The organism is Clostridium sp. BL-8, from assembly GCF_002006495.1.
In the GTDB taxonomy this organism is placed as follows: domain Bacteria; phylum Bacillota; class Clostridia; order Clostridiales; family Clostridiaceae; genus Clostridium.
Genome location: NZ_LZZL01000071.1, coordinates 12,211 through 30,988, shown reverse-complemented (window position 1 = coordinate 30,988; position 18,778 = coordinate 12,211). Strand labels below are relative to the sequence as shown.

20 protein-coding genes and 1 pseudogene are annotated in these 18,778 nt (G+C 34.2%); 17 read left to right on the top strand and 4 right to left on the bottom strand.

Features of this window, described 5'->3' with window-relative positions:
* Positions 1-220 precede the first annotated feature (220 nt).
* Complete coding sequence (locus tag CLOBL_RS20620; protein WP_077860744.1) at positions 221-577, bottom strand: helix-turn-helix domain-containing protein; 357 nt, start codon at positions 575-577, stop codon at positions 221-223.
* A gap of 144 nt (positions 578-721) precedes the next feature.
* On the opposite strand from CLOBL_RS20620, the gene CLOBL_RS20615 reads away from it, so the two are divergent.
* Positions 722-1,759: an NADP-dependent oxidoreductase gene (locus CLOBL_RS20615; protein WP_077860743.1), complete on the top strand. Its 1,038-nt coding sequence runs from the start codon at positions 722-724 to the stop codon at positions 1,757-1,759.
* Between the two features lie 175 nt (positions 1,760-1,934).
* Here CLOBL_RS20615 and CLOBL_RS20610 read toward each other — a convergent pair whose 3' ends face one another.
* A complete protein-coding gene (locus CLOBL_RS20610) occupies positions 1,935-2,381 on the bottom strand; it encodes a DUF2000 domain-containing protein (RefSeq protein ID WP_077860742.1) in 447 nt (148 codons plus the stop codon).
* A 1-nt stretch (position 2,382) separates the two neighbouring features.
* On the bottom strand, positions 2,383-3,306 hold the full coding sequence (locus tag CLOBL_RS20605; protein ID WP_077860741.1) for an EamA family transporter: 924 nt from the start codon (positions 3,304-3,306) through the stop codon (positions 2,383-2,385).
* Positions 3,307-3,448: 142 nt separating this feature from the next.
* Here CLOBL_RS20605 and CLOBL_RS20600 point away from each other — a divergent pair, with 142 nt between their 5' ends.
* Both CLOBL_RS20600 and CLOBL_RS20590 read left to right on the top strand, forming a co-directional pair.
* Entirely contained in the window at positions 3,449-4,273 is an 825-nt protein-coding gene (locus CLOBL_RS20600; protein ID WP_143323916.1) for a TrmB family transcriptional regulator, read from the top strand.
* A 610-nt stretch (positions 4,274-4,883) separates the two neighbouring features.
* The gene (locus CLOBL_RS20590) at positions 4,884-5,324 is read left to right on the top strand and encodes a cupin domain-containing protein (protein ID WP_077860739.1); all 441 of its coding nucleotides are present in this window, start codon (positions 4,884-4,886) and stop codon (positions 5,322-5,324) included.
* 64 nt (positions 5,325-5,388) lie between these two features.
* Here the strand turns inward: CLOBL_RS20590 and CLOBL_RS20585 are convergent, their stop codons facing one another.
* Positions 5,389-5,718, bottom strand: a complete 330-nt coding sequence (locus CLOBL_RS20585) for a helix-turn-helix domain-containing protein (RefSeq protein WP_077860738.1) — start codon at positions 5,716-5,718, stop codon at positions 5,389-5,391.
* A 357-nt stretch (positions 5,719-6,075) separates the two neighbouring features.
* Here CLOBL_RS20585 and CLOBL_RS20580 point away from each other — a divergent pair, with 357 nt between their 5' ends.
* The 14 genes and pseudogenes from CLOBL_RS20580 (at position 6,076) to CLOBL_RS20510 (ending at position 18,662) form a co-directional block, all read left to right on the top strand.
* Complete coding sequence (locus CLOBL_RS20580) at positions 6,076-6,258, top strand: GNAT family N-acetyltransferase (RefSeq protein ID WP_143323914.1); 183 nt, start codon at positions 6,076-6,078, stop codon at positions 6,256-6,258.
* Between the two features lie 656 nt (positions 6,259-6,914).
* Positions 6,915-7,094: pseudogene (locus CLOBL_RS28625) on the top strand (hypothetical protein).
* 328 nt (positions 7,095-7,422) lie between these two features.
* Positions 7,423-8,295 carry a LysR family transcriptional regulator gene (locus CLOBL_RS20565; RefSeq protein ID WP_077860737.1) on the top strand — a complete coding sequence of 291 codons (873 nt, stop codon included), beginning with the start codon at positions 7,423-7,425 and terminating at the stop codon, positions 8,293-8,295.
* Positions 8,296-8,580: 285 nt separating this feature from the next.
* A complete protein-coding gene (gene prdC / locus CLOBL_RS20560) occupies positions 8,581-9,888 on the top strand; it encodes a proline reductase-associated electron transfer protein PrdC (protein ID WP_077860736.1) in 1,308 nt (435 codons plus the stop codon).
* A gap of 11 nt (positions 9,889-9,899) precedes the next feature.
* The gene (gene prdA, locus CLOBL_RS20555) at positions 9,900-11,696 is read left to right on the top strand and encodes a D-proline reductase (dithiol) proprotein PrdA (protein ID WP_077860735.1); all 1,797 of its coding nucleotides are present in this window, start codon (positions 9,900-9,902) and stop codon (positions 11,694-11,696) included.
* Positions 11,696-12,136, top strand: coding sequence for a CBO2463/CBO2479 domain-containing protein (locus CLOBL_RS20550; protein WP_077860734.1), 441 nt, complete (start codon positions 11,696-11,698; stop codon positions 12,134-12,136). Before prdA ends, CLOBL_RS20550 begins: the two co-directional genes overlap by 1 nt.
* Before the next feature lie 11 nt (positions 12,137-12,147).
* The gene (prdB, locus tag CLOBL_RS20545) at positions 12,148-12,873 is read left to right on the top strand and encodes a D-proline reductase (dithiol) protein PrdB (RefSeq protein ID WP_077860733.1); all 726 of its coding nucleotides are present in this window, start codon (positions 12,148-12,150) and stop codon (positions 12,871-12,873) included.
* 139 nt (positions 12,874-13,012) lie between these two features.
* Positions 13,013-14,224 (top strand): acetylornithine/succinylornithine family transaminase, encoded by a 1,212-nt coding sequence (locus CLOBL_RS20540; RefSeq protein ID WP_077860732.1) that lies wholly within the window; start codon positions 13,013-13,015, stop codon positions 14,222-14,224.
* A gap of 54 nt (positions 14,225-14,278) precedes the next feature.
* Positions 14,279-14,440 (top strand): iron-containing alcohol dehydrogenase, encoded by a 162-nt coding sequence (locus CLOBL_RS20535; protein ID WP_347472908.1) that lies wholly within the window; start codon positions 14,279-14,281, stop codon positions 14,438-14,440.
* Between the two features lie 264 nt (positions 14,441-14,704).
* On the top strand, positions 14,705-15,535 hold the full coding sequence (locus CLOBL_RS20530) for a transporter substrate-binding domain-containing protein (protein ID WP_077860731.1): 831 nt from the start codon (positions 14,705-14,707) through the stop codon (positions 15,533-15,535).
* 43 nt (positions 15,536-15,578) lie between these two features.
* Entirely contained in the window at positions 15,579-16,223 is a 645-nt protein-coding gene (locus tag CLOBL_RS20525) for an amino acid ABC transporter permease (protein ID WP_009169406.1), read from the top strand.
* Between the two features lie 7 nt (positions 16,224-16,230).
* Complete coding sequence (locus CLOBL_RS20520) at positions 16,231-16,959, top strand: amino acid ABC transporter ATP-binding protein (RefSeq protein WP_077860730.1); 729 nt, start codon at positions 16,231-16,233, stop codon at positions 16,957-16,959.
* Between the two features lie 13 nt (positions 16,960-16,972).
* Positions 16,973-17,578 carry a cytidylate kinase-like family protein gene (locus CLOBL_RS20515; protein ID WP_077860729.1) on the top strand — a complete coding sequence of 202 codons (606 nt, stop codon included), beginning with the start codon at positions 16,973-16,975 and terminating at the stop codon, positions 17,576-17,578.
* A gap of 25 nt (positions 17,579-17,603) precedes the next feature.
* On the top strand, positions 17,604-18,662 hold the full coding sequence (locus CLOBL_RS20510) for a proline racemase family protein (RefSeq protein WP_077860728.1): 1,059 nt from the start codon (positions 17,604-17,606) through the stop codon (positions 18,660-18,662).
* Positions 18,663-18,778: the final 116 nt, after the last annotated feature.

The window sequence follows — 18,778 nt, the reverse complement described above, 5'->3', positions numbered from 1 at the left end:
CTAGTTAAACATTATTTATCCCCTATTAAATAAATATTAACCAGTATTCAGAATGATCTATAACACTCTAATAGATCATTCTTTTTTATTTATAGATTCTTGCCTCATAAAGTAAATCTGCAATCAATTGCTTTTTTAAGTTCACCAAATGTATCAAATTTTCTTAGATAGTACATTTCAGATTTTAGAATGCCCCAAAAGCCTTCCGTTAGACTACTATCTATATCTTATCAGGATGTTGCTCTGACAATTTTTTACCCAGCTCATTTAAAGATTCATAAGCAGGCTCTAAATATTTACAAATATCAGTCAAAGAATATTCCACATGAGGAGGAATTTTATTAAATTCTTTTCTTTTCACAAGACCATGTTCTTCCAAAGACTGCAAGGAACGGGTGAGCATAATATTAGTTATTCCAGGTAGATTTCGCTTAAGTTCATTATATCTAATGCTTTTTGTACGGTATATAACGAACAAGATAGGCAGTCTCCACTTTCCACCAATGATTTCAAGAGCGTCAATAATGTGACATTCGTCTTTGTAATAAATTATCTTGTTTTCTTGTTTATCTGTCATTAGTAATACCTCCGATTTTAAGGCACAAAAATGTGCGTACTTGTTATTATGTTACCTATGAAACTATAATAACACTATACATCAAAAACAAACTATATGTAAATGATACATTGCTCAAAAATTAAGAAAATAGGAGGAAATTTGATGATTACTACAATTCAAAAAGAGAAAGATATTTCGGCAAACACTATGAAGGCAATTCGATTCCATGAGTTCGGTGGTCCTGATGTTCTACGTTACGAGGATGTGCCGCTTCCTGAACTTAAGCAAGGCGAGGTGCTCGTTCGCGTTCACGCAATCGGCATCAATCCACCAGACTGGTACATGCGTGAAGGGATGAAGATTCTTCCTCCAGAGATAAGGCCGACTATACCATTACCTTACATTCCTGGAACAGATATATCTGGAGTTGTCGAGGCTGTAGCTCCGGATGTGAAGGACTTTTCCATAGGCGACGACGTTTTCGGCATGGTTCGTTTTCCTAGATATGGTAGTAATGCTTATGCAGAGTATGTTGCTGCTCCTGCGTCGGACCTAGCACTCAAGCCTGCTCACATCGATCACGCGCATGCAGCAGCGGCACCGATGTCAGGGCTCACTGCGTGGCAGTATCTGATTGACCTTGGGCATAATGAACTAAACCCGCTTCAACCGGCAACGCATCGCCCAGTGCCGCTTAATGGCAAGACAGTTCTTATAAATGGTGCTGGAGGCGGAGTGGGACATTTCGCCGTACAGCTGGCCAAATGGAAAGGGGCTCATGTCATCGCGGTGGCATCAGGTGCGCATGAGACGTTCCTTCGCGAACTTGGTGCAGACGAATTCATCGACTACACCAAGAACCTTCCTGAGGATGTCGTGCATGACGCTGATCTCGTTATAGACACCATTGGTGGTCCAACAACCGGTCGTTTCTTGCGCACACTCAAGCAGGGCGGCGCTTTGTTTCCGATTTTCTTTGGTTCTGCTGACGCTGAGGAGGTTGCAAAGCTTAGTGTAACAGTATCAATGCTCCAAGTTCGCTCGAACGGTTCACAGCTCGCAGAATTGGGACTCTTACTTGATTCAGGGACAGTGCGCGTTGCAATAGACAGCACGTTCCCGCTTGCTGATGCTCGCAAGGCACACGAGCGAGCAGCTCACGGGCATATCCAAGGCAAGATTGTGCTTACAGTTGTGTAATGTCGAAAGCGAGAATGTAGCTTTCATTAACAGATGGAAGTTTAGCGTGCAAATTTAAGGAAATCAGTAGCTATGCAGACTAAACAACTTAAATAAATAAGTCACAGGAAGAGTCATCGCCTTAATAGGTGATGGCTTTTCTTTTGGTCACTTTTTTACATGTTTATAAGCGGTTCTATTTTATCATGTCACATTTTCCAGTAAGTTTACTAATTGTCTTTTTTGAACCAACTAAAGCTATTCCAAGATACTTCATATCTTCTGATGGTATATCTCGTGTAATAGATAGAAATTCTTCATAATTCTTTGTCTGCTGACCTTCAACAGGGAAGTCTATAACATCGCAGCCTTTTTCCAATGCAGCTTTACGAAGTGCTTTTAAATCTTCTTGATTTGTGCACAACATAGGAATTCCTGTAGGAATTAATCCAGGATGTGTTTCACCTGATGCATCAATGAGCTGTTCGCCAAGAAGTACAGGGTGACGTCTGCCTGCTGTTAGTGCTATTACAGCAATTGCATTAGCAAGAAGTCCTCCTGATAAGGAACTGTCCATTATAATAGTGCAGCGAGTAGGGATTTCTGATAATATTGTTAAGAATTCGTTATTTTCATTATACATTTTAATTTTCTCCTTTCTGAATAGAACTTAATATAACACCTATGATAACAATAACTCCGCCTGATATTTGGATGGCAGATACACTTTCATGTAAGATTAATATTGAAAATATTAAACCCAAAACAGGAACTAGATTCATAAGAGACACTGAAATACTAGCGGAGAGTTTTCTGAGTCCTAAATTATATAATAGAAATGCAACAATAGAGCAACCTACACTTAGATAGATCAATGCGCTTGCTGAAGTGATGGTAGGCATTTTCCATGTTTTACCCTCGATGATGACAAATGGCAAAAAGAAGATGAAGCCTGCTAGCATCTGATAATATGTTAACGTCATTGCAGAATATTTATTTGTCAAATCTCTTGTGATAAAGTTGTAGAATGCCCATACAATTCCAGCTCCTATTAGAATTATATTTCCTAACATAGATTTAGAATTACCATCTGCATTAATTTGAGTTAGAACTGCAACCCCAATGATAGCGAGTATAATTCCGAGTACCTTTTTTATATTTGGTTTTGAATGATAAATAAAAAATTCTAGTAATGTTGTAACAGCAGGAAAAGAAGCTACTATCAAAGCAGAGTTTGAAGAAGATGTCATACTAACTCCAATGTTTTCTATTGCAAAATAAAGTGTAATCCCCAAAAATCCACTTAAAGCAATACGGATACGATCTTCCTTTTGTATTTGTTCATTATTTGATGTGATTTTCCTCATGAACCAAAAGAGAATCACAGCAAAAAGAGTTCTAACTGCAGCGAGTTGAATAGGAGCAAAGGTTTCATAAGCTAATTTTGTTGCGATAAAAGATGCACTCCATAATACAACAGCCCCAGTACTAGCCAAGTAATAGTAAGATAAAGTTTCATTATGTATATTTGTTTTTTGATTATCTAGTAATGATTTGGCCTTTAACATAGAAATATATATCCCCCTCTTTAAATTTAGTGACTACTATTGTAACTACTTGTGATTACAATATCAGTTTTAGTTGATTGTGTCAATAGATTTAGTTATAATATTAGTTACTAAAGTAGCGACTAATATTATTGGAGGATTTATGGAAGATAACATTTTAGAGGTATTAAAAAATTTAAATTTTACAGAATATGAAGCAAAAGCATACCTTACATTATTAGAAGAATCACCATTAACAGGCTATGCAGTAGCAAAAAATTCAGGTGTGCCACGTTCAAAAATATATGAGGTTTTAGATAGTCTTGCTATGCGTGGAGATATTCTAATTAGCCATGGAAATACACAACAGTATGTTCCAATTCCAGCAAAAGAACTTATTAAAAATCGTCGGGTAAAAGCTGAAGAGAATTTTAAACTTGCAGAAAAATCTTTAGAACAATATAATCAATCTTCAAAGAATCGTGAGAATATCTGGAATATAACTGGTCATGACGAAATACTTGATAAAGTAAAAGAATGCATTCTTTCAGCAAAACATAGAATTCTGATTGAACTTTGGAAAGAGGAATTCAAAGAATTAGAAGCTGAATTAAAAAAGGCAGCTGATAAAGGAGTAGTAGTAACAATCATTGCTTATGGAGAAATAATAGCTGATTTTGCAAATGTTTACTTACATGATATGAGTACAGAAATTACCGATGAATACGGAGGACGCTGGCTTGTAGCTAGTGCTGATAATTCAGAAGTTGTAGCTGGTATTGTATCACTCGGTAAAGATAGCAGGGCAGCATGGACAATGCATCAAGGATTGGTTATGCCTATAACAGAAGTCATGATTCATGATCTGTATATTATGGAAATCATGGAGAAGCATAGAGAATTATTAGAAGAAAGTTTTGGCAAAAATCTTATTGAACTTCGTAAGAAATTTTCTATATATCAGGATTTAAAAAAACATTATGTATAATTAATCTATGAAATCATAATATTTTAATTTCAAGCGCTATATCATTGAATATAAATTCAATAAAACAATGTTTTTTGGGAACACTTCTTTGCGTATTTTTGCTTTCTTTTCAGGATCAACGCTTGTAACTACTTTTGAATAATCTTCGAATTGATAAGTATCAAAACTGAGGAGAGTCTCTGAAGCACCAAATATTTTAGTCAACATCATTTGGTTAAAATTATATATAAACACAATTATATTACTTATTTAGGTGAACTGTATGCACAAGTCACGGTCACAGTTATGTTATCTATATAGGGTTTCTTAATGAGATTAAAACTTATGCAATTTGAAAAAACACTGATATTTCTGGAATTGTAATAATGAATATGTTTTGTTATCAATATGGAACCCTATATAACAGGCTATAATATACTAGCCTGTTATATAAGAATTCAGAACAAACTTCAGGTACCAATCATTTATTTTGTATGGAAATTAAAGACAATAGTTACCTTTAGGTGCCTATACCACTTTGAAGTGCTTACTTTACAGAATGTGTATATAACCGTATTATAAAAACATAGATAGATAATATCCAATTAATTACATTGAGGAGGCTTTCTCTATGAAAGAACTTACTATTAAAAATTTAAATGCCATTGAAGCAATTCAAAGAAAACAAAATGATAATGAATTTTACATTAAACCAGTAGTCGCTGGTCCTGAGGCTGGTCAGTGCACAGTATCATTTATTGAAGTACCACCTGGAAACCAAGCATTTAGTTACCATTATCACGAAAAAAATGAAGAGGTATTCTATATAATTAGCGGGATTGGCTCAGTTAGAACACCTGACGGGATAAAATCAGTTAAGGCGGGCGATATTATAACTTTTCCACCAGGTAAAGAAGGTGCACATGTAATTAGTAATGCTTCCGATACTGAAAATCTTGTTTATGTTGATTTTGACACACACAACGTACCTGAAGTTGTTAGCTTACCAGATAGTAACCAAGTAATGGTTATTGGAAATCATATAAAAGGTACATTTAACATGGAAAAATAGGATTACTAGCAAAAATAGTACTAAGCTTTTGAAAGCTAAGGTACTATTTTTATTGTATATTGAATTATAGATTAGCATTTATCTTCTCTTTATATTGCTTTCCCCATGTAAGCATAGAATTTAGTACAGGTTTTAGGCTCAAGCCATCTTCGGTAAGTGAATATTCAACTCTCGGCGGTACTTCAGCATATACAGTTCTTTCTACAAGCCCATCTTCTTCCATTTCTCTTAGCTGCTGTGTAAGCACCTTTTGGCTTATAGAATTTATTGATTTCTTCAACTCTCCAAATCTTTTAGTTCCATTAATGAGGTCTCTTAATATTAGCACTTTCCACTTCCCACCTATAAGTAATAGTGTTGTTTCAATTGAACAAGCGGGTAATTCTCTTTTCATAAATTGCACATACTTTCTTTTTATATTTTAAGATAAAGGGTAAATATTTGGTGATTTGCACTTTAGCACCTATGTATTAAAATACTAAAAAAGTATTAGTTACTTTTTAAGCGCTATAGTACTTTTAGGTACTTAATTATAATAGTATACTATTGAATTTATTATATAGCAACGCTCTTTGGAAATCTAATAATATTTATAATAAAGCTATAATTTATTAGTTAGTTCTGATTTTTACTATGCATTATTGATATAAGAAACTTTTGTTATTTAACAATAAATTGGTGTTGACTCTGCCCTAAGGGAAGGGTTTAAAATAAATTTAAAAGATAATTATTTTATTAACTTTGCGATGTAATTATTGACAAGGAGCATAGAGGACAAGGTTTAGGAAAGTCAATGATAGAATTCATTGCAAAAGATGATGATCTGAAAAATTTGCATGGACTTTTGCTTACTAAAAATGCACATGGATTGTATGAAAAATATGGATTTGAAAGAAATGCTGAAAAATTCATGCATAAAATTGCTGTATTATAATAACTATATGTATTTATAGTTAGCTCACATGTGTTAAATTATATAAATGAAATAAAATAATCCTGAAGAGAAAAGTCTCTCCAGGATTATTTTATTTCAAATTCAAGCTGTGTTGGTCTGGTATTAAGATAATATTCGTATTCCATTTTATAATATAGTATTAATTTTCTTCTGCTTTCATAAGGCAGTTCATTTACAAGTGAAGTATATTGCTCTTTTGAAGAAAATCCTTTTTCTTTTATAATCTATGTTTTAAAAGTGGATAAAAGAAAATATGAGACAAAGACATTAATAGAAGAATATCGTAACTTAAGTAAACTTGAAGAATGAAGATTTTCAGAAAATGCATATGAATTAAAGGATGGCTCAAAAATTAGTGTCCTCTTAACATTTAAGTATTCTCCATCAATAGGAGGAGCCATACCGTTTACTATTGGAGCTTTTCTATTATCTTATAAAATGTTATTTTGATTTGAGACAATTTGATTAGCTGATATATTTTGTTCATCACTAGAAGAAACATCGAAGTTTTATATACCATATTTATTCTTAAGAATATTACCATAGAAGAATATATATTCTACAACATATTACCATATATATTCTGAAGAATATGCGCCTAAAATGCGGGATGAGAGTGCTTTGATAAAAAACAAATAGCTATTATAATTAGAAATTCTACTTTTGAAGATGAGCTTAAGTGTTAACTATTAGAGGAAGCCATATTAGATAAATGCAAAGGATGCCGCCTTAAATGTATTTGTGATGGAATAGACCAAGTGGCTGATGATTATATGGGAAAGACTACAGAGTTGGTTAATAGTTTTTTATTTTGAATAAATAAATTATAGTATCATTTCCAATTAAAAGATATAGATACAGTGAAGCTGTATGTGTTGAGTATAAATGATATAGACTTTATTCAAAGATTTAGTAAAAATATACAAGAACTTTACTAGCGTATTAAAAATAGAGAGTTTACAAAAGAATAGAAACAATTATAATACAAGTAAGGGAATAACAGTAATAAGCATTACTGTTATGTACAATATTAATCATAATACATCGAATTTGCAATAAGCGCAAGTATTATAAAGTTAAACAGGCTAAATCGGCACTCTTCCATTCCTATATGTGCCGGCGATAGTCGTAAGGGGGGCTAAGATGGATATTAAAAAATACGAATTGTTTGTAGATGTTGCAGAAACTGGAAGTTTTACAAAAAGCGCTGAGAGAATAGGATATACCCAGTCAGGAGTTAGTCATTTGCTTAAGAGTCTTGAAAGTGAAATTGGTTTATCTCTATTTATTCGATCTAAGAAAGGTGTTACATTAACCCATAGTGGTGAAATTTTACTTCCACTTATCAGAGGTCTTTTATCCAGCAATGAGTATGTTGAAGAGACAATTCAGGATATTAAAGGCTACGAAATTGGTAAAATTAAGATTGGAACTTTTACAAGTGTTGCAATTAGTTGGCTGCCGCAGATTATATATCTTTTTGAAAAAAAATATCCCAAAATTGAAATAAGCATTAAAGAGGGCGGAACAGATGACGTAGAGCAGTGGATTGATGACAATACAATAGATATAGGTTTTTTAAGTGAACGTCATATTAATAAAATGGAGTTTATTCCTTTGTACGAAGATCCGCTAGTTGCAATACTGCCAATTAATCATAAACTTAGTAAAAATAAATCAGTTCAAATTGAAGAATTTAATGACAAGCCATTCATAATATCTACAATAGGAACTGATTATGATATTCATAATGCATTAACAGATGCAGCAGTGAAACCATTTATGAAGTACTCCTGTACTGATGATCATGCGATTATATCTATGGTTGCAAATAATCTTGGAATTAGTATATTGCCAGAGTTGATTGCAAGAGACTATAAAAATATAATAGCTATGAGACCATTAAATCCATATTATTGCAGAAAACTTGGGATCGCATATAAATTAAATGATATGCTTACACCATCTGTCAAAAAATTCATAGAATTTGCCAAAGACTATATAACAAATCAGTAAATTTTAATATAAGGCACAATAAAATAAGTTAGATGACTGGGTACTTTTTATTTTAGCTAAGTACGCAGTTATTTTTTATTCTTTAGGAATTTATAGAATTCTCATCATATTATAACTTGAGCAAAGTCAGGAGCGTAGGGAATTTTCTTAAAATAAACATGACAATTACTAATCAATAACAGAACAAAAAGTCGCTTTACTAATTATATATGCTGCCGTATACTGAATCCATAACCAAGAAGATAAAGAAAAATTAAGCAATATTGACGTAGATAGGAGGTTATAATGAGACATATTTATGAATATAAGTTGAAACAACACATTGGTGAACAAGTTGTTTCCGCAGTTGTCAAAGGTGACAGCATCAAGCGGGGACAACTTGTTTCATTTCAAAGGGAAAATTCACTTGGGGCAAATATATATGCAAGTGTAACTGGAAGAGTCTGTGAAGTTTCAGATAGTAGTATATCTATTCTAGCAGATGAAAAGCAGAGTGCTGATTATATTCCTCTAACACAATCAACTCCTCTGGAACTGATAAAAGAAGCAGGTATTGTAGGAGCTGGAGGTGCAGGATTTCCTACTTATGCTAAATTATCCAAACCGTTTAAGAAAAATGGAACGGTTGTGATAAATGCTGCAGAATGTGAACCAATACTTTCGCATAATATAGGGAGAATAGAAAAGAGGCCAAAACAATTACTGAGGGGGTTAGAAATAGCTATGGAAGTTTCTAACGCATCATCAGGAGTTATTGCAATTAAAGAATACCAAAGCATGGCAATCAAAAAGCTAGAAGAAGCAAATACAAACAGTAATATACATATTGTAACCCTAGATGATATTTATCCTATGGGTGAAGAAAGAGCTATTATTCGAGAAGTATTTGGAAAGCTGTTGTCAGTTAATTCACTTCCGCTGGAGGCAGATGCAATTGTAATTAATGCAGAAACAGCATGCAGAATTCAAGAGGCTGTTGATGAGAAAAAACCCTTTATTGACAAAGATCTTACGGTAGCTGGAAAAATCGCAGATAATTCAAATGACAAACTGATTCAAGTTTTTTATGATGTTCCACTAGGAATAAAGGTTTCAGATGTATTTGAGATGGCAGGCGGTGTTTCTAAAGACTATGGTGAATTGATAATGGGGGGACCATTTACTGGCAAGAGAACAACAATGGATTCTCCAATTGTCAAAACTACAGGTGGTCTGATAGCTTCAGAATGTTTCATAAAGGGTCCATCAAAGATAGGAATTTTGGTATGTGCATGTGGCGCTGATAAAGACCGTTTATGTGAGATAGCAGAAAGTATGGGTTCACAGGTAGCCGGAGTTGAATATTGTAAACAGGCTATCAAAGTAAATGGAAGCAGAAAATGTGAAAACCCTGGAAAATGTCCAGGACAGGTACAAAAGGTAATGGCTTTAAAAAAGAGTGGAGCAGAAGCTGTTTTAATAAGTAATTGTACAGATTGTTCTAATACAGTTATGTCATGCGCGCCAAAATTAGGTCTTCCAGTATACCATTGTACAGATGGTGCACTTAGAGCTGTTAACCATAAATTAATAAGAAAATTTAATAAAAACTAGGGGGAAACGATATGTCTATTACAAATGAAACATTAAAACTTCATATGAAAGATCCTGCTATTTTTTGTTGCAGGAGACAAAAAGGACTTGTAATAAGTGCTGCAGATTTAGAAGATCCAACATTATTTGATGATATGGAAGAGGCTGGATTATTAACCCTTAGTCCAGATGGTCTTAAGATTGAACAAGTCTTAGGAAGTACGCTTATTAAAGATGTTGAAGCATTAACACCTATTACAACTGATGTGTTAGACAAAATAAATGATACTGCGCCAGTAAAAAATGATGCATCAAAAAACATGGTTAAGGAAGATAAAGATGATTTGCTAAAAAAGATAGTTCATACGACAACAGGAGGGAATGGAATGATTCATATTGAGATTGAAAAGGCAGAAAATATCACAGGATTAAAATTAGATATTCCTGTATTTGCCGGTGGAAGTAATATAGAAGAAGTTGCTGCACCTACTATGCCAAAAGCAGTAGCAGGAGAAAAAAAATCAATTAGAACTCTTGTGAAGAAACATATGAAAATCACAGATGTTGAAATAGGAGAAAAGACATTTATAAAAGATGGAAAGATCAGCATAGATAAGAATATTGTAGAGAAAGCAGTGAAAGAAGATCCTTTATGTAAGAGTATAAAACTTGATGTTATATATCCGGATAAGCGTCATGTTTACACTGAAACAATTATGGATGTCTGTCCAATTGCTACAAAAGTAGAAGGTGAACTTGGAGAAGGCATTACCAAGGTTGCAGATGGAGTTGTATTCATGTTAACAGGTGTTGATGAAGATGGTGTTCAGGTTCATGAGTTTGGTTCATCTGAAGGATATCTTGATGAAAAGATGTATTTTGGTCATCCTGGATGTGCAGATGAAAATGATATTATCATTCGCTGTCATGTTGTCATACAAAAAAATACAGGAATGACTCGTCCGGGTCCATTTTCGGCACATAAGTGTCAGGATTATATTATTCAGGCAGTCCGCGATGAGCTTAAGAATTATGATGGAGAAGTATTGCATGAGGAAGTATGTGAGGATGTAAGACGTAGTGGAAATCCTCGTGTTGTACTTGTTAAAGAGATTATGGGACAAGGAGCCATGCATGATAATGTAATTTGTCCTACAGAACCTTGTGGAATTCTAGGAGGCCAAAAGAATGTTGATTGTGGTAATGTACCAATTATGCTTACACCAAATCAAGTAAGAGATGGCTCAATACATGCTTTAACCTGTATAGGACCTGCCACTAAGGAAATGACACGTCATTATATTCGTGAACCTTTAGTAGAAGGATTGGCAGCTGATGATGAGTTTGATCTTATCGGAGTTGTATTTGTTGGCTCCCCTCAGGTAAATGATGAGAAAATGTGGGTATCAGAGAGATTAGGTTCTCTTCTTGAATCTTTAGATATAGATGGATGTATCATAACAACAGAGGGATTTGGTAATAATCATATTGACTTTATACAGCATATTGAACAGGCTGGAAAGAGAGATATACCAGTTGTAGGAGTATCATTCTGTGCATATCAGGGTCAGTTAGTAGTTGGTAATAAATATGCAACAGCAATGGTTGAAGAAAACATGGATATGGGAGGATTTGAAAATAATGTAGCTGGATGCTCATGTGTAACAAAAGAAGTTGCGGCCCGTGCAATTCAAATGCTAAAAAACAAGATGGCAGGTGTGGATATTAAGCCGGCATCAAAAAAATGGAGCAACGACATTATTAATGCCAATAATAAACTTTTAGGACTTCCAGAAACAAAATTGGTTGATAATGGAACACTACATTAATGGATTACGTAATAAACCCAATTAAAATGGGGGGGCTTGTAAAAAAGGTATCGGATGATGAGATAAAAGTTCATTTGCACGGGAGACTTGGAGTTATCTCTATTCCAAAACATCTGGTAATACCCTTCGATAATTTACAAGAAGGCTTAGAAACAGAATTTTATTTTAGTTATATACAGGTAGTTGAAGATCCGTATGATTATGATTCATCGGATATGATTACAGATCATGAAATAAGTCCATGCCTGCTTGGAGGAAAGATTTCAGAGGTAAATGATACAGCAGTAAAAGTAGAAATTATAAATCAATTGGGAACTATTGCAGTGCCAAGGCGCTGGGTATTTACACCTATACCGCTAAAAGAAGGTCAGAATATAGAATTTTATTTCAGCTGTATGCAGGTAGTAGGTAGGAAAAACATCCCACTTGAATCAATATAGGAGGTAGAATTATGAGTTTAACAACAGTAGAAGGAATGCAGTCAGAAATTTTTGTACCAATTACACCTAAACCGGTGTTTACAGAGTTAAAAAAGCCATTAAGTGAATGTAAGGTAGCATTTATTACAGCAGGAGGAATACACATCAAAAGTCAGGTGCCATTTAATACTTCAGGTGATTTTTCTTACAGAAGTATTCCGTTTGAGACTCCATCAGATCAGTTAATGGTAACACATGGAGGTTTTGATAATTCTGATATTAATAAAGATGTAAATGCGATGTTCCCAATTGATCGTCTTCATGAACTTGTAGATGAAGGCTTTATAGGATCACTTTCGACAGAGACATACACATTCATGGGTGGTGGTGGAAATGTTGAGAAATTTAAGAATGAGACAGGCCCAGAGATTGCCAAGAAATTAAAGGAACAAGGAGTAGACATAGTACTTTGTACTGGTGGTTGTGGAACCTGCCACAGATCGGCAACCATCGTTACAAGATGTTGTGAAGCTGAGGGTATGAGCTGCGTAGTTATAGCAGCACTTCCTCCAATTGCAAAGCAGCAGGGAGCACCTAGAATTACAGCTCCACATGTACCAATTGGCTCTAATGCAGGAGAACCTAACAATATTCCACAACAAACAGCAATTATAAAAGAATCTTTAGAGTGGGTTCGTGATTGTCCAAGTTACAATGCTATAAAAGTACTTCCATATGAATACAGACATAATGTATAAAATAAAGTTACAATAATTGCATTTTTTAAGCACCTTAACAGCCAAATGTTTTGATGCTTGTAATATATCTTATGTGGGATGACTCACATAAGATGCAAAGCATAAGTGATAATAAAAAAAATATTAGGAGGCTATAATAATGAGATTAAAGGATTTAGGATTAAGTGCACAGGATATTAAAGATAAAGTCAACAAATATATGATAGAGACATATGAGCGTTTTGACTTTTTGGCAGAAACAGCCAAAGATCAGTATATATATGATGAAAATGGAACTGCATATTTAGATTTTTATGCTGGTATTGCAGTAAACTCTGCTGGAAGCTGCAATGAAAAAGTAGTGGCAGCAGTAAAAGATCAAGTATCAGATATTATGCATACATTTAATTATCCATATACTATTCCACAAGCACTTTTGGCGGAAAAAGTATGTACAACTATTGGAATGGATAAGATATTTTATCAGAATTCAGGTACAGAAGCCAATGAGGCTATGATTAAGATGGCTCGTAAATATGGAGTCGAAAAATATGGTCCTAAAAAATATAATATCGTAACTGCAAAAATGGGGTTCCATGGAAGAACATTTGGTGCAATGTCAGCCACAGGTCAGCCCGATAATGGATGCCAGATTGGTTTTGGTCCTATGACAGATGGTTTTACATATGCACAGTACAATAACCTTCAGTCATTTAAGGATGCATGTAGTGAAAATACAATAGCTATTATGATTGAACCTGTTCAGGGAGAAGGTGGTGTTCATCCAGCAACACAGGAATTTATGAAAGGATTAAGAGAATTCTGTAATGAACATGAAATGCTTCTTTTAATTGATGAGGTTCAGACAGGATGGTGCAGAACTGGTAAGTTCATGTCGTTTATGAATTATGGTATCAAACCAGATATTGTATCTATGGCTAAAGCTCTTGGAGGTGGTATGCCAATTGGTGCTATATGCGCATCCAAAGAAGTTGCAAAGGCATTTACTTCTGGTTCACATGGTACCACATTTGGTGGTAATCCTGTTTCGTGTGCAGCAGCTTTAGCTGAAGTGAACGAACTTATTGATAGAGATCTTGCAGGTAATGCAGAAAAAATGGGTGCTTATTTTATGGAAAAATTAAGAAAGCTGCCACACGTAAAAGAGGTAAGAGGCCAGGGACTTTTGATTGGTGTTGAATTTGATGAAAGTATAAGTGGTGTTGATGTTAAACATGCATGTTTTGACAGAAAGCTCCTTATTACTGCAATTGGTGCTCATATTATTCGTATGATTCCGCCGCTTATTATTTCAGAGAAAGACTGCGATAAGGCTGTTCAAATAATTAAAGAAGCAATTGAATCTTTATAAATAATATTAAGTGAAAATCCAGTATTACACAAAGAAAATTTTAAGAGTCAAGAGTTGGCAGATGAAATCCGCAGTCTGAATAAATCATTGGGAATACCTGACAGCCTTAGTGAAGTTGGAGTTAAAGAGAATAAGATTGATGCTATGTCTATAGATGCAATGAAAAGTGGCAATATAGCTGTAAATCCAAGGTGTTCTGATGCAGAAAGATATTGAAGATCTTTATAGAAAAGCATTATAATAAAAAAATGCTGGTTAAGGTGTCATGACAAAATTTAATGATATATATAATAAAATATCAGTTTACAAATGAGGAAATATATGAGTATAATGCATATATATAATAAAATATAAGGTAGGCAAAGGTGCTTAAAAAAAGTAATTTGCCTGCCTTTTTTTTATATTTTATAGTTAAAAAAGCATAAAGCAACTTGGTGATAGCTCAATAAAAAAATTATTAAAATATGGGGAGGAAATATTATGAAAAAGAAAATATTAGCCGTTTTGATGTTAGGAGTTATGACATTATCGCTTATGGGATGTGGAAGTTCTGGAAGTGATTCAGCTTCAAAACCAGCAGATGCTCAAAAAGCATCAACAACCGATTTAGAGGGTTCAATGAAAGATGTTTCAATTAAAATAGGTACTTCGGGGTTATTTGGGCCATTCTCGTATTATGATAAAGATGGAAAAACATTAATTGGGTATGATATTGACTTAATCAATGATATCCAGAAAATTCTTGGATTTAAAATTGATGGCGGCGGTCTTCAGGCAATGGACTATTCTGCACTTACAACTTCTATTGCAGAAGGAAAGTTAGATGTAGGAGCAGCAGCTTTATGTGCAACAGATGAAAGAAAAGCAGTAATGAAATTCTCTGATACATACTGTGATTCAGGTCAGAAAGTTATGGTCAATAAAAACAATGATGAAGGTATCACAGGTGTAGATTCATTAGCAGGAAAAACAGTAGCAGTTGAAAAAGGAACAGCGTCACACATTTATGCACAGAAAAATCTAACAAATTCCAAAATTGAAGTTCATGATACTATTACAACAGCTTATGAGTCTTTAGAACAAAAGAAGGTAGATGCAGTTATTCAGGATGCTCCAGGATGTGCATTCTATATAAAGACAACAAGTGGAACAGCACTAGAGACAGTTGGAGATGAGTTTAATAATGGACAGGCACCATATGCAATTGCGTATAATAATAATTTTAAATATAAAGATAAGTTCGATGCAGCACTTGCAAAATTAAAAGAAGATGGAACATTAGATAAACTTTACGATAAATGGTGCAAATAATTAGATAAGTCTATGCAGCCTAAAGAAAGGACAGGTATAATGTATGAATATACAATTCTATCAAACAATTTTACCAATGTTGTTTTCTGGAATTAAAATCACATTTTTCATAGCAGTATTAGGTATTTTATTTGGATTAGTAATTGCTGGTTTTTGCGGTTTCATTTTACAGTCACAATTAAAAGGTTTAAAGATTATTGCAGAAGTTTATATTTGGATTATTCGTGCTACTCCATTAATGGTGCAAGCTCTCTATGTATATTTTGTCATTCCTAAATTGACAGGAATAGATTTTGGGGCAACAACAGTTGGAGTTATTGTAATAGCATTAAATTCAGGTGCATTTATGTCAGAAATAATTAAGGGTGCGCTTCAGAGTGTTGACTTAGGTCAGAAAGAGGCGGCAGTATCTTTGGGACTTACAAAGATTCAAGTTATGATTCACGTTATTATTCCTCCAGCAACAAAAATTGCACTTCCAGGGTTGTTTAATCAATTTATTATTTCTGTAAAAGATACAGCGCTTCTATCTGTTATTACAGTAAGTGAAGTAACTCATCAGGCACAGACGTATGCAGCATTAAGTTTTCAGACAATTCCAACATATACAGTACTAGCAGCATTTTATTTAATTGTTATATCAGTTCTGATTATTATTCAAAAATTTATTGAAAAGAAAATGAGGTGAATAATTAATGATAGAAGTTAAACATTTAAAGAAAAATTTTGGTGATTTAGAAGTTTTACGTGATGTGAATATACACATAAAGCCTGGGGAAGTAGTATGTGTTATAGGGCCATCAGGTTCAGGTAAAAGTACATTTCTGCGCTGCATAAATCAACTGGAAACAGCTACAAGCGGAGAAATATTATATAATGGCAAGAATATTATTGATAAATCATATGATATTCGTAAATTTCGAGAAGAGGTCGGAATGGTTTTTCAGAGATTTAATCTTTTCCCATTAAAAACAGTACTGCAAAATGTTATGCTGGCTCCAATGCTAACTAAACATAAATCAAAATCTGAAGCAGAAGAACTAGCAATGAAATTATTAAAAAGGGTTGGACTTGAAGCAAAAGCAGATGTCTATCCACCTACACTTTCTGGTGGGCAGCAGCAGCGTGTGGCCATTGCAAGAGCACTTGCAATGGAGCCACAAGCACTTTTGTTTGATGAACCCACCTCTGCGTTAGATCCTGAGCTGGTTGGTGATGTGTTAAATACAATGAAGGATTTAGCAAAAGATGGTATAACAATGATTGTTGTAACTCATGAGATGGGCTTTGCCAAAGATGTAGCAGATCGCGTTGTTTTTATGGCAGATGGACTTATTGTAGAAGAAGGCAAGCCTTCAGAAGTATTGGAAAATCCAAAGGAAGAGCGTACGAAATCATTTCTTGCCAGATTCTTAACAGCATAAGGGGGAGAAGTAAATGAGCAAATATGTAATTACAATTACTAGGCAGTTTGGAAGTTTAGGGCGTCCAATTGCCAAACGTTTATCAGAAATTCTGAATATAGAATACTATGATAGAGATATTGTGGAAGCATCAGCACAGAAATTGAATCTTCCAGTATCTGTTATAAGTGATCAGGAAGAGAGCAGTTCTGATTTCTTTAAAATGCTGTTTCCCCTTGGAACAGAAAATTTAAGTCAGCAGAAAAAAATATTTGAGACACAGTCAAAAATCATTCAGGAATTAGCAGATAAAGAAACCTGCATCATTGTAGGAAGATGTTCTGATTATATATTAAGAAATGAAAAAAATGCATTTCACATATATATTTATGCACCTTTGGATGATCGTATGAGAAACTGTGTTGATAGTTTGGGAATGAGCACATCAGAAGCAGAAAAGATGATTATGAGTGTCGACAAGGCAAGACTGGCATTTCATAAACAGTATGCAAAATATAGTCCTGGAGAACCAACGTCCAAGCATATTCTGGTAAATAGCGCGTTTCTCGGAGTTGAGGGTACGGCACAATTACTGGCATATGTTGTTAGAAAAAAATTTAGTGAATTAAAAGCCCTTTGACAAGAGAATATAGGAGGGAATGAATATGAAGTTCAATCCAAAAACAATGGACTATAAATATAAATTCAAAACAATAGATTCTCATACCATGGGAGAGTCAACTAGAATTATATATGAAGGTTTTCCAGAAATTCCAGGTAAAACAATGATGGAGAAAAAGCAGTATTTAGAGAAGCATTATGATAAGTGTCGAGAAGCAATTATGCTGGAGCCGCGAGGACATAGAGATATGTTTGGGGCACTTCTTACAGAACCAATCCATGAAGAGGCAGATATAGGAGTAATATTCATGGACAGTGATAATTATTTAAATATGTGTGGGCATGGTAGTATTGGGGTGGCTTCTATGGCTGTTGAAACTGGCATTGTTGAAGTAAAAGAACCATATACTGAAGTGATTCTAGATGCCCCTTCTGGGATAATACAAACAAAAGTTAAGGTTATTAACCATAAAGCAGTAAATGTCAGCATTATAAACGTTCCATCATTTTTATATAAGAGTAATTTGCAAATAGAAGTACCTCAATATGGAAACATCACATATGATATTTCATTTGGAGGATCATTCTTTGCCTTGGTAGATGCAGATGTTATTGGTCTGAAATTAACAGAAGAGAACATGAAGGAGATTACGGATCTCGGAATGAAACTAAGAAAGATGATTAATTACACACAGAATATTAAGCATCCATATCTGGACATAACAACTGTAGATTTAGTGGAATTTTATACGCGTGATTGCAGTGACAAAGCCAGTATGAAGAACTGTGTAATTTTTGGAGGTGCTCAGGCAGACAGATCCCCGTGCGGAACAGGAACAAGTGCTAAGCTTGCAGCACTTTATGATAAAGGAGAGCTTAAAATTGGAGAAGAATTTGTTTATGAAAGTATTATAGGTTCTTTATTTATAGGAAAAGTCACAAAAGAAGTTGAAATTGATGGGAAAAAGGGAATTATACCACAAATAACTGGAAGCGCGTATATCACCGGAATGAATACATGGATATTAGACGATGACGATCCGCTGGAATTTGGTTTTAGCATTGGTACTAAAGAGATGAAGCAGGAAGAAAGTCTTCAGTAATGAATTTGTAGGCATTACTATGATAATAGTAGGAATTGGAATACAGATAAGAGAATCGAAAAAATAGAAAAAATTATGATCATAGGTAATTAAAATGAAATTTTAGAGTGGGGGAA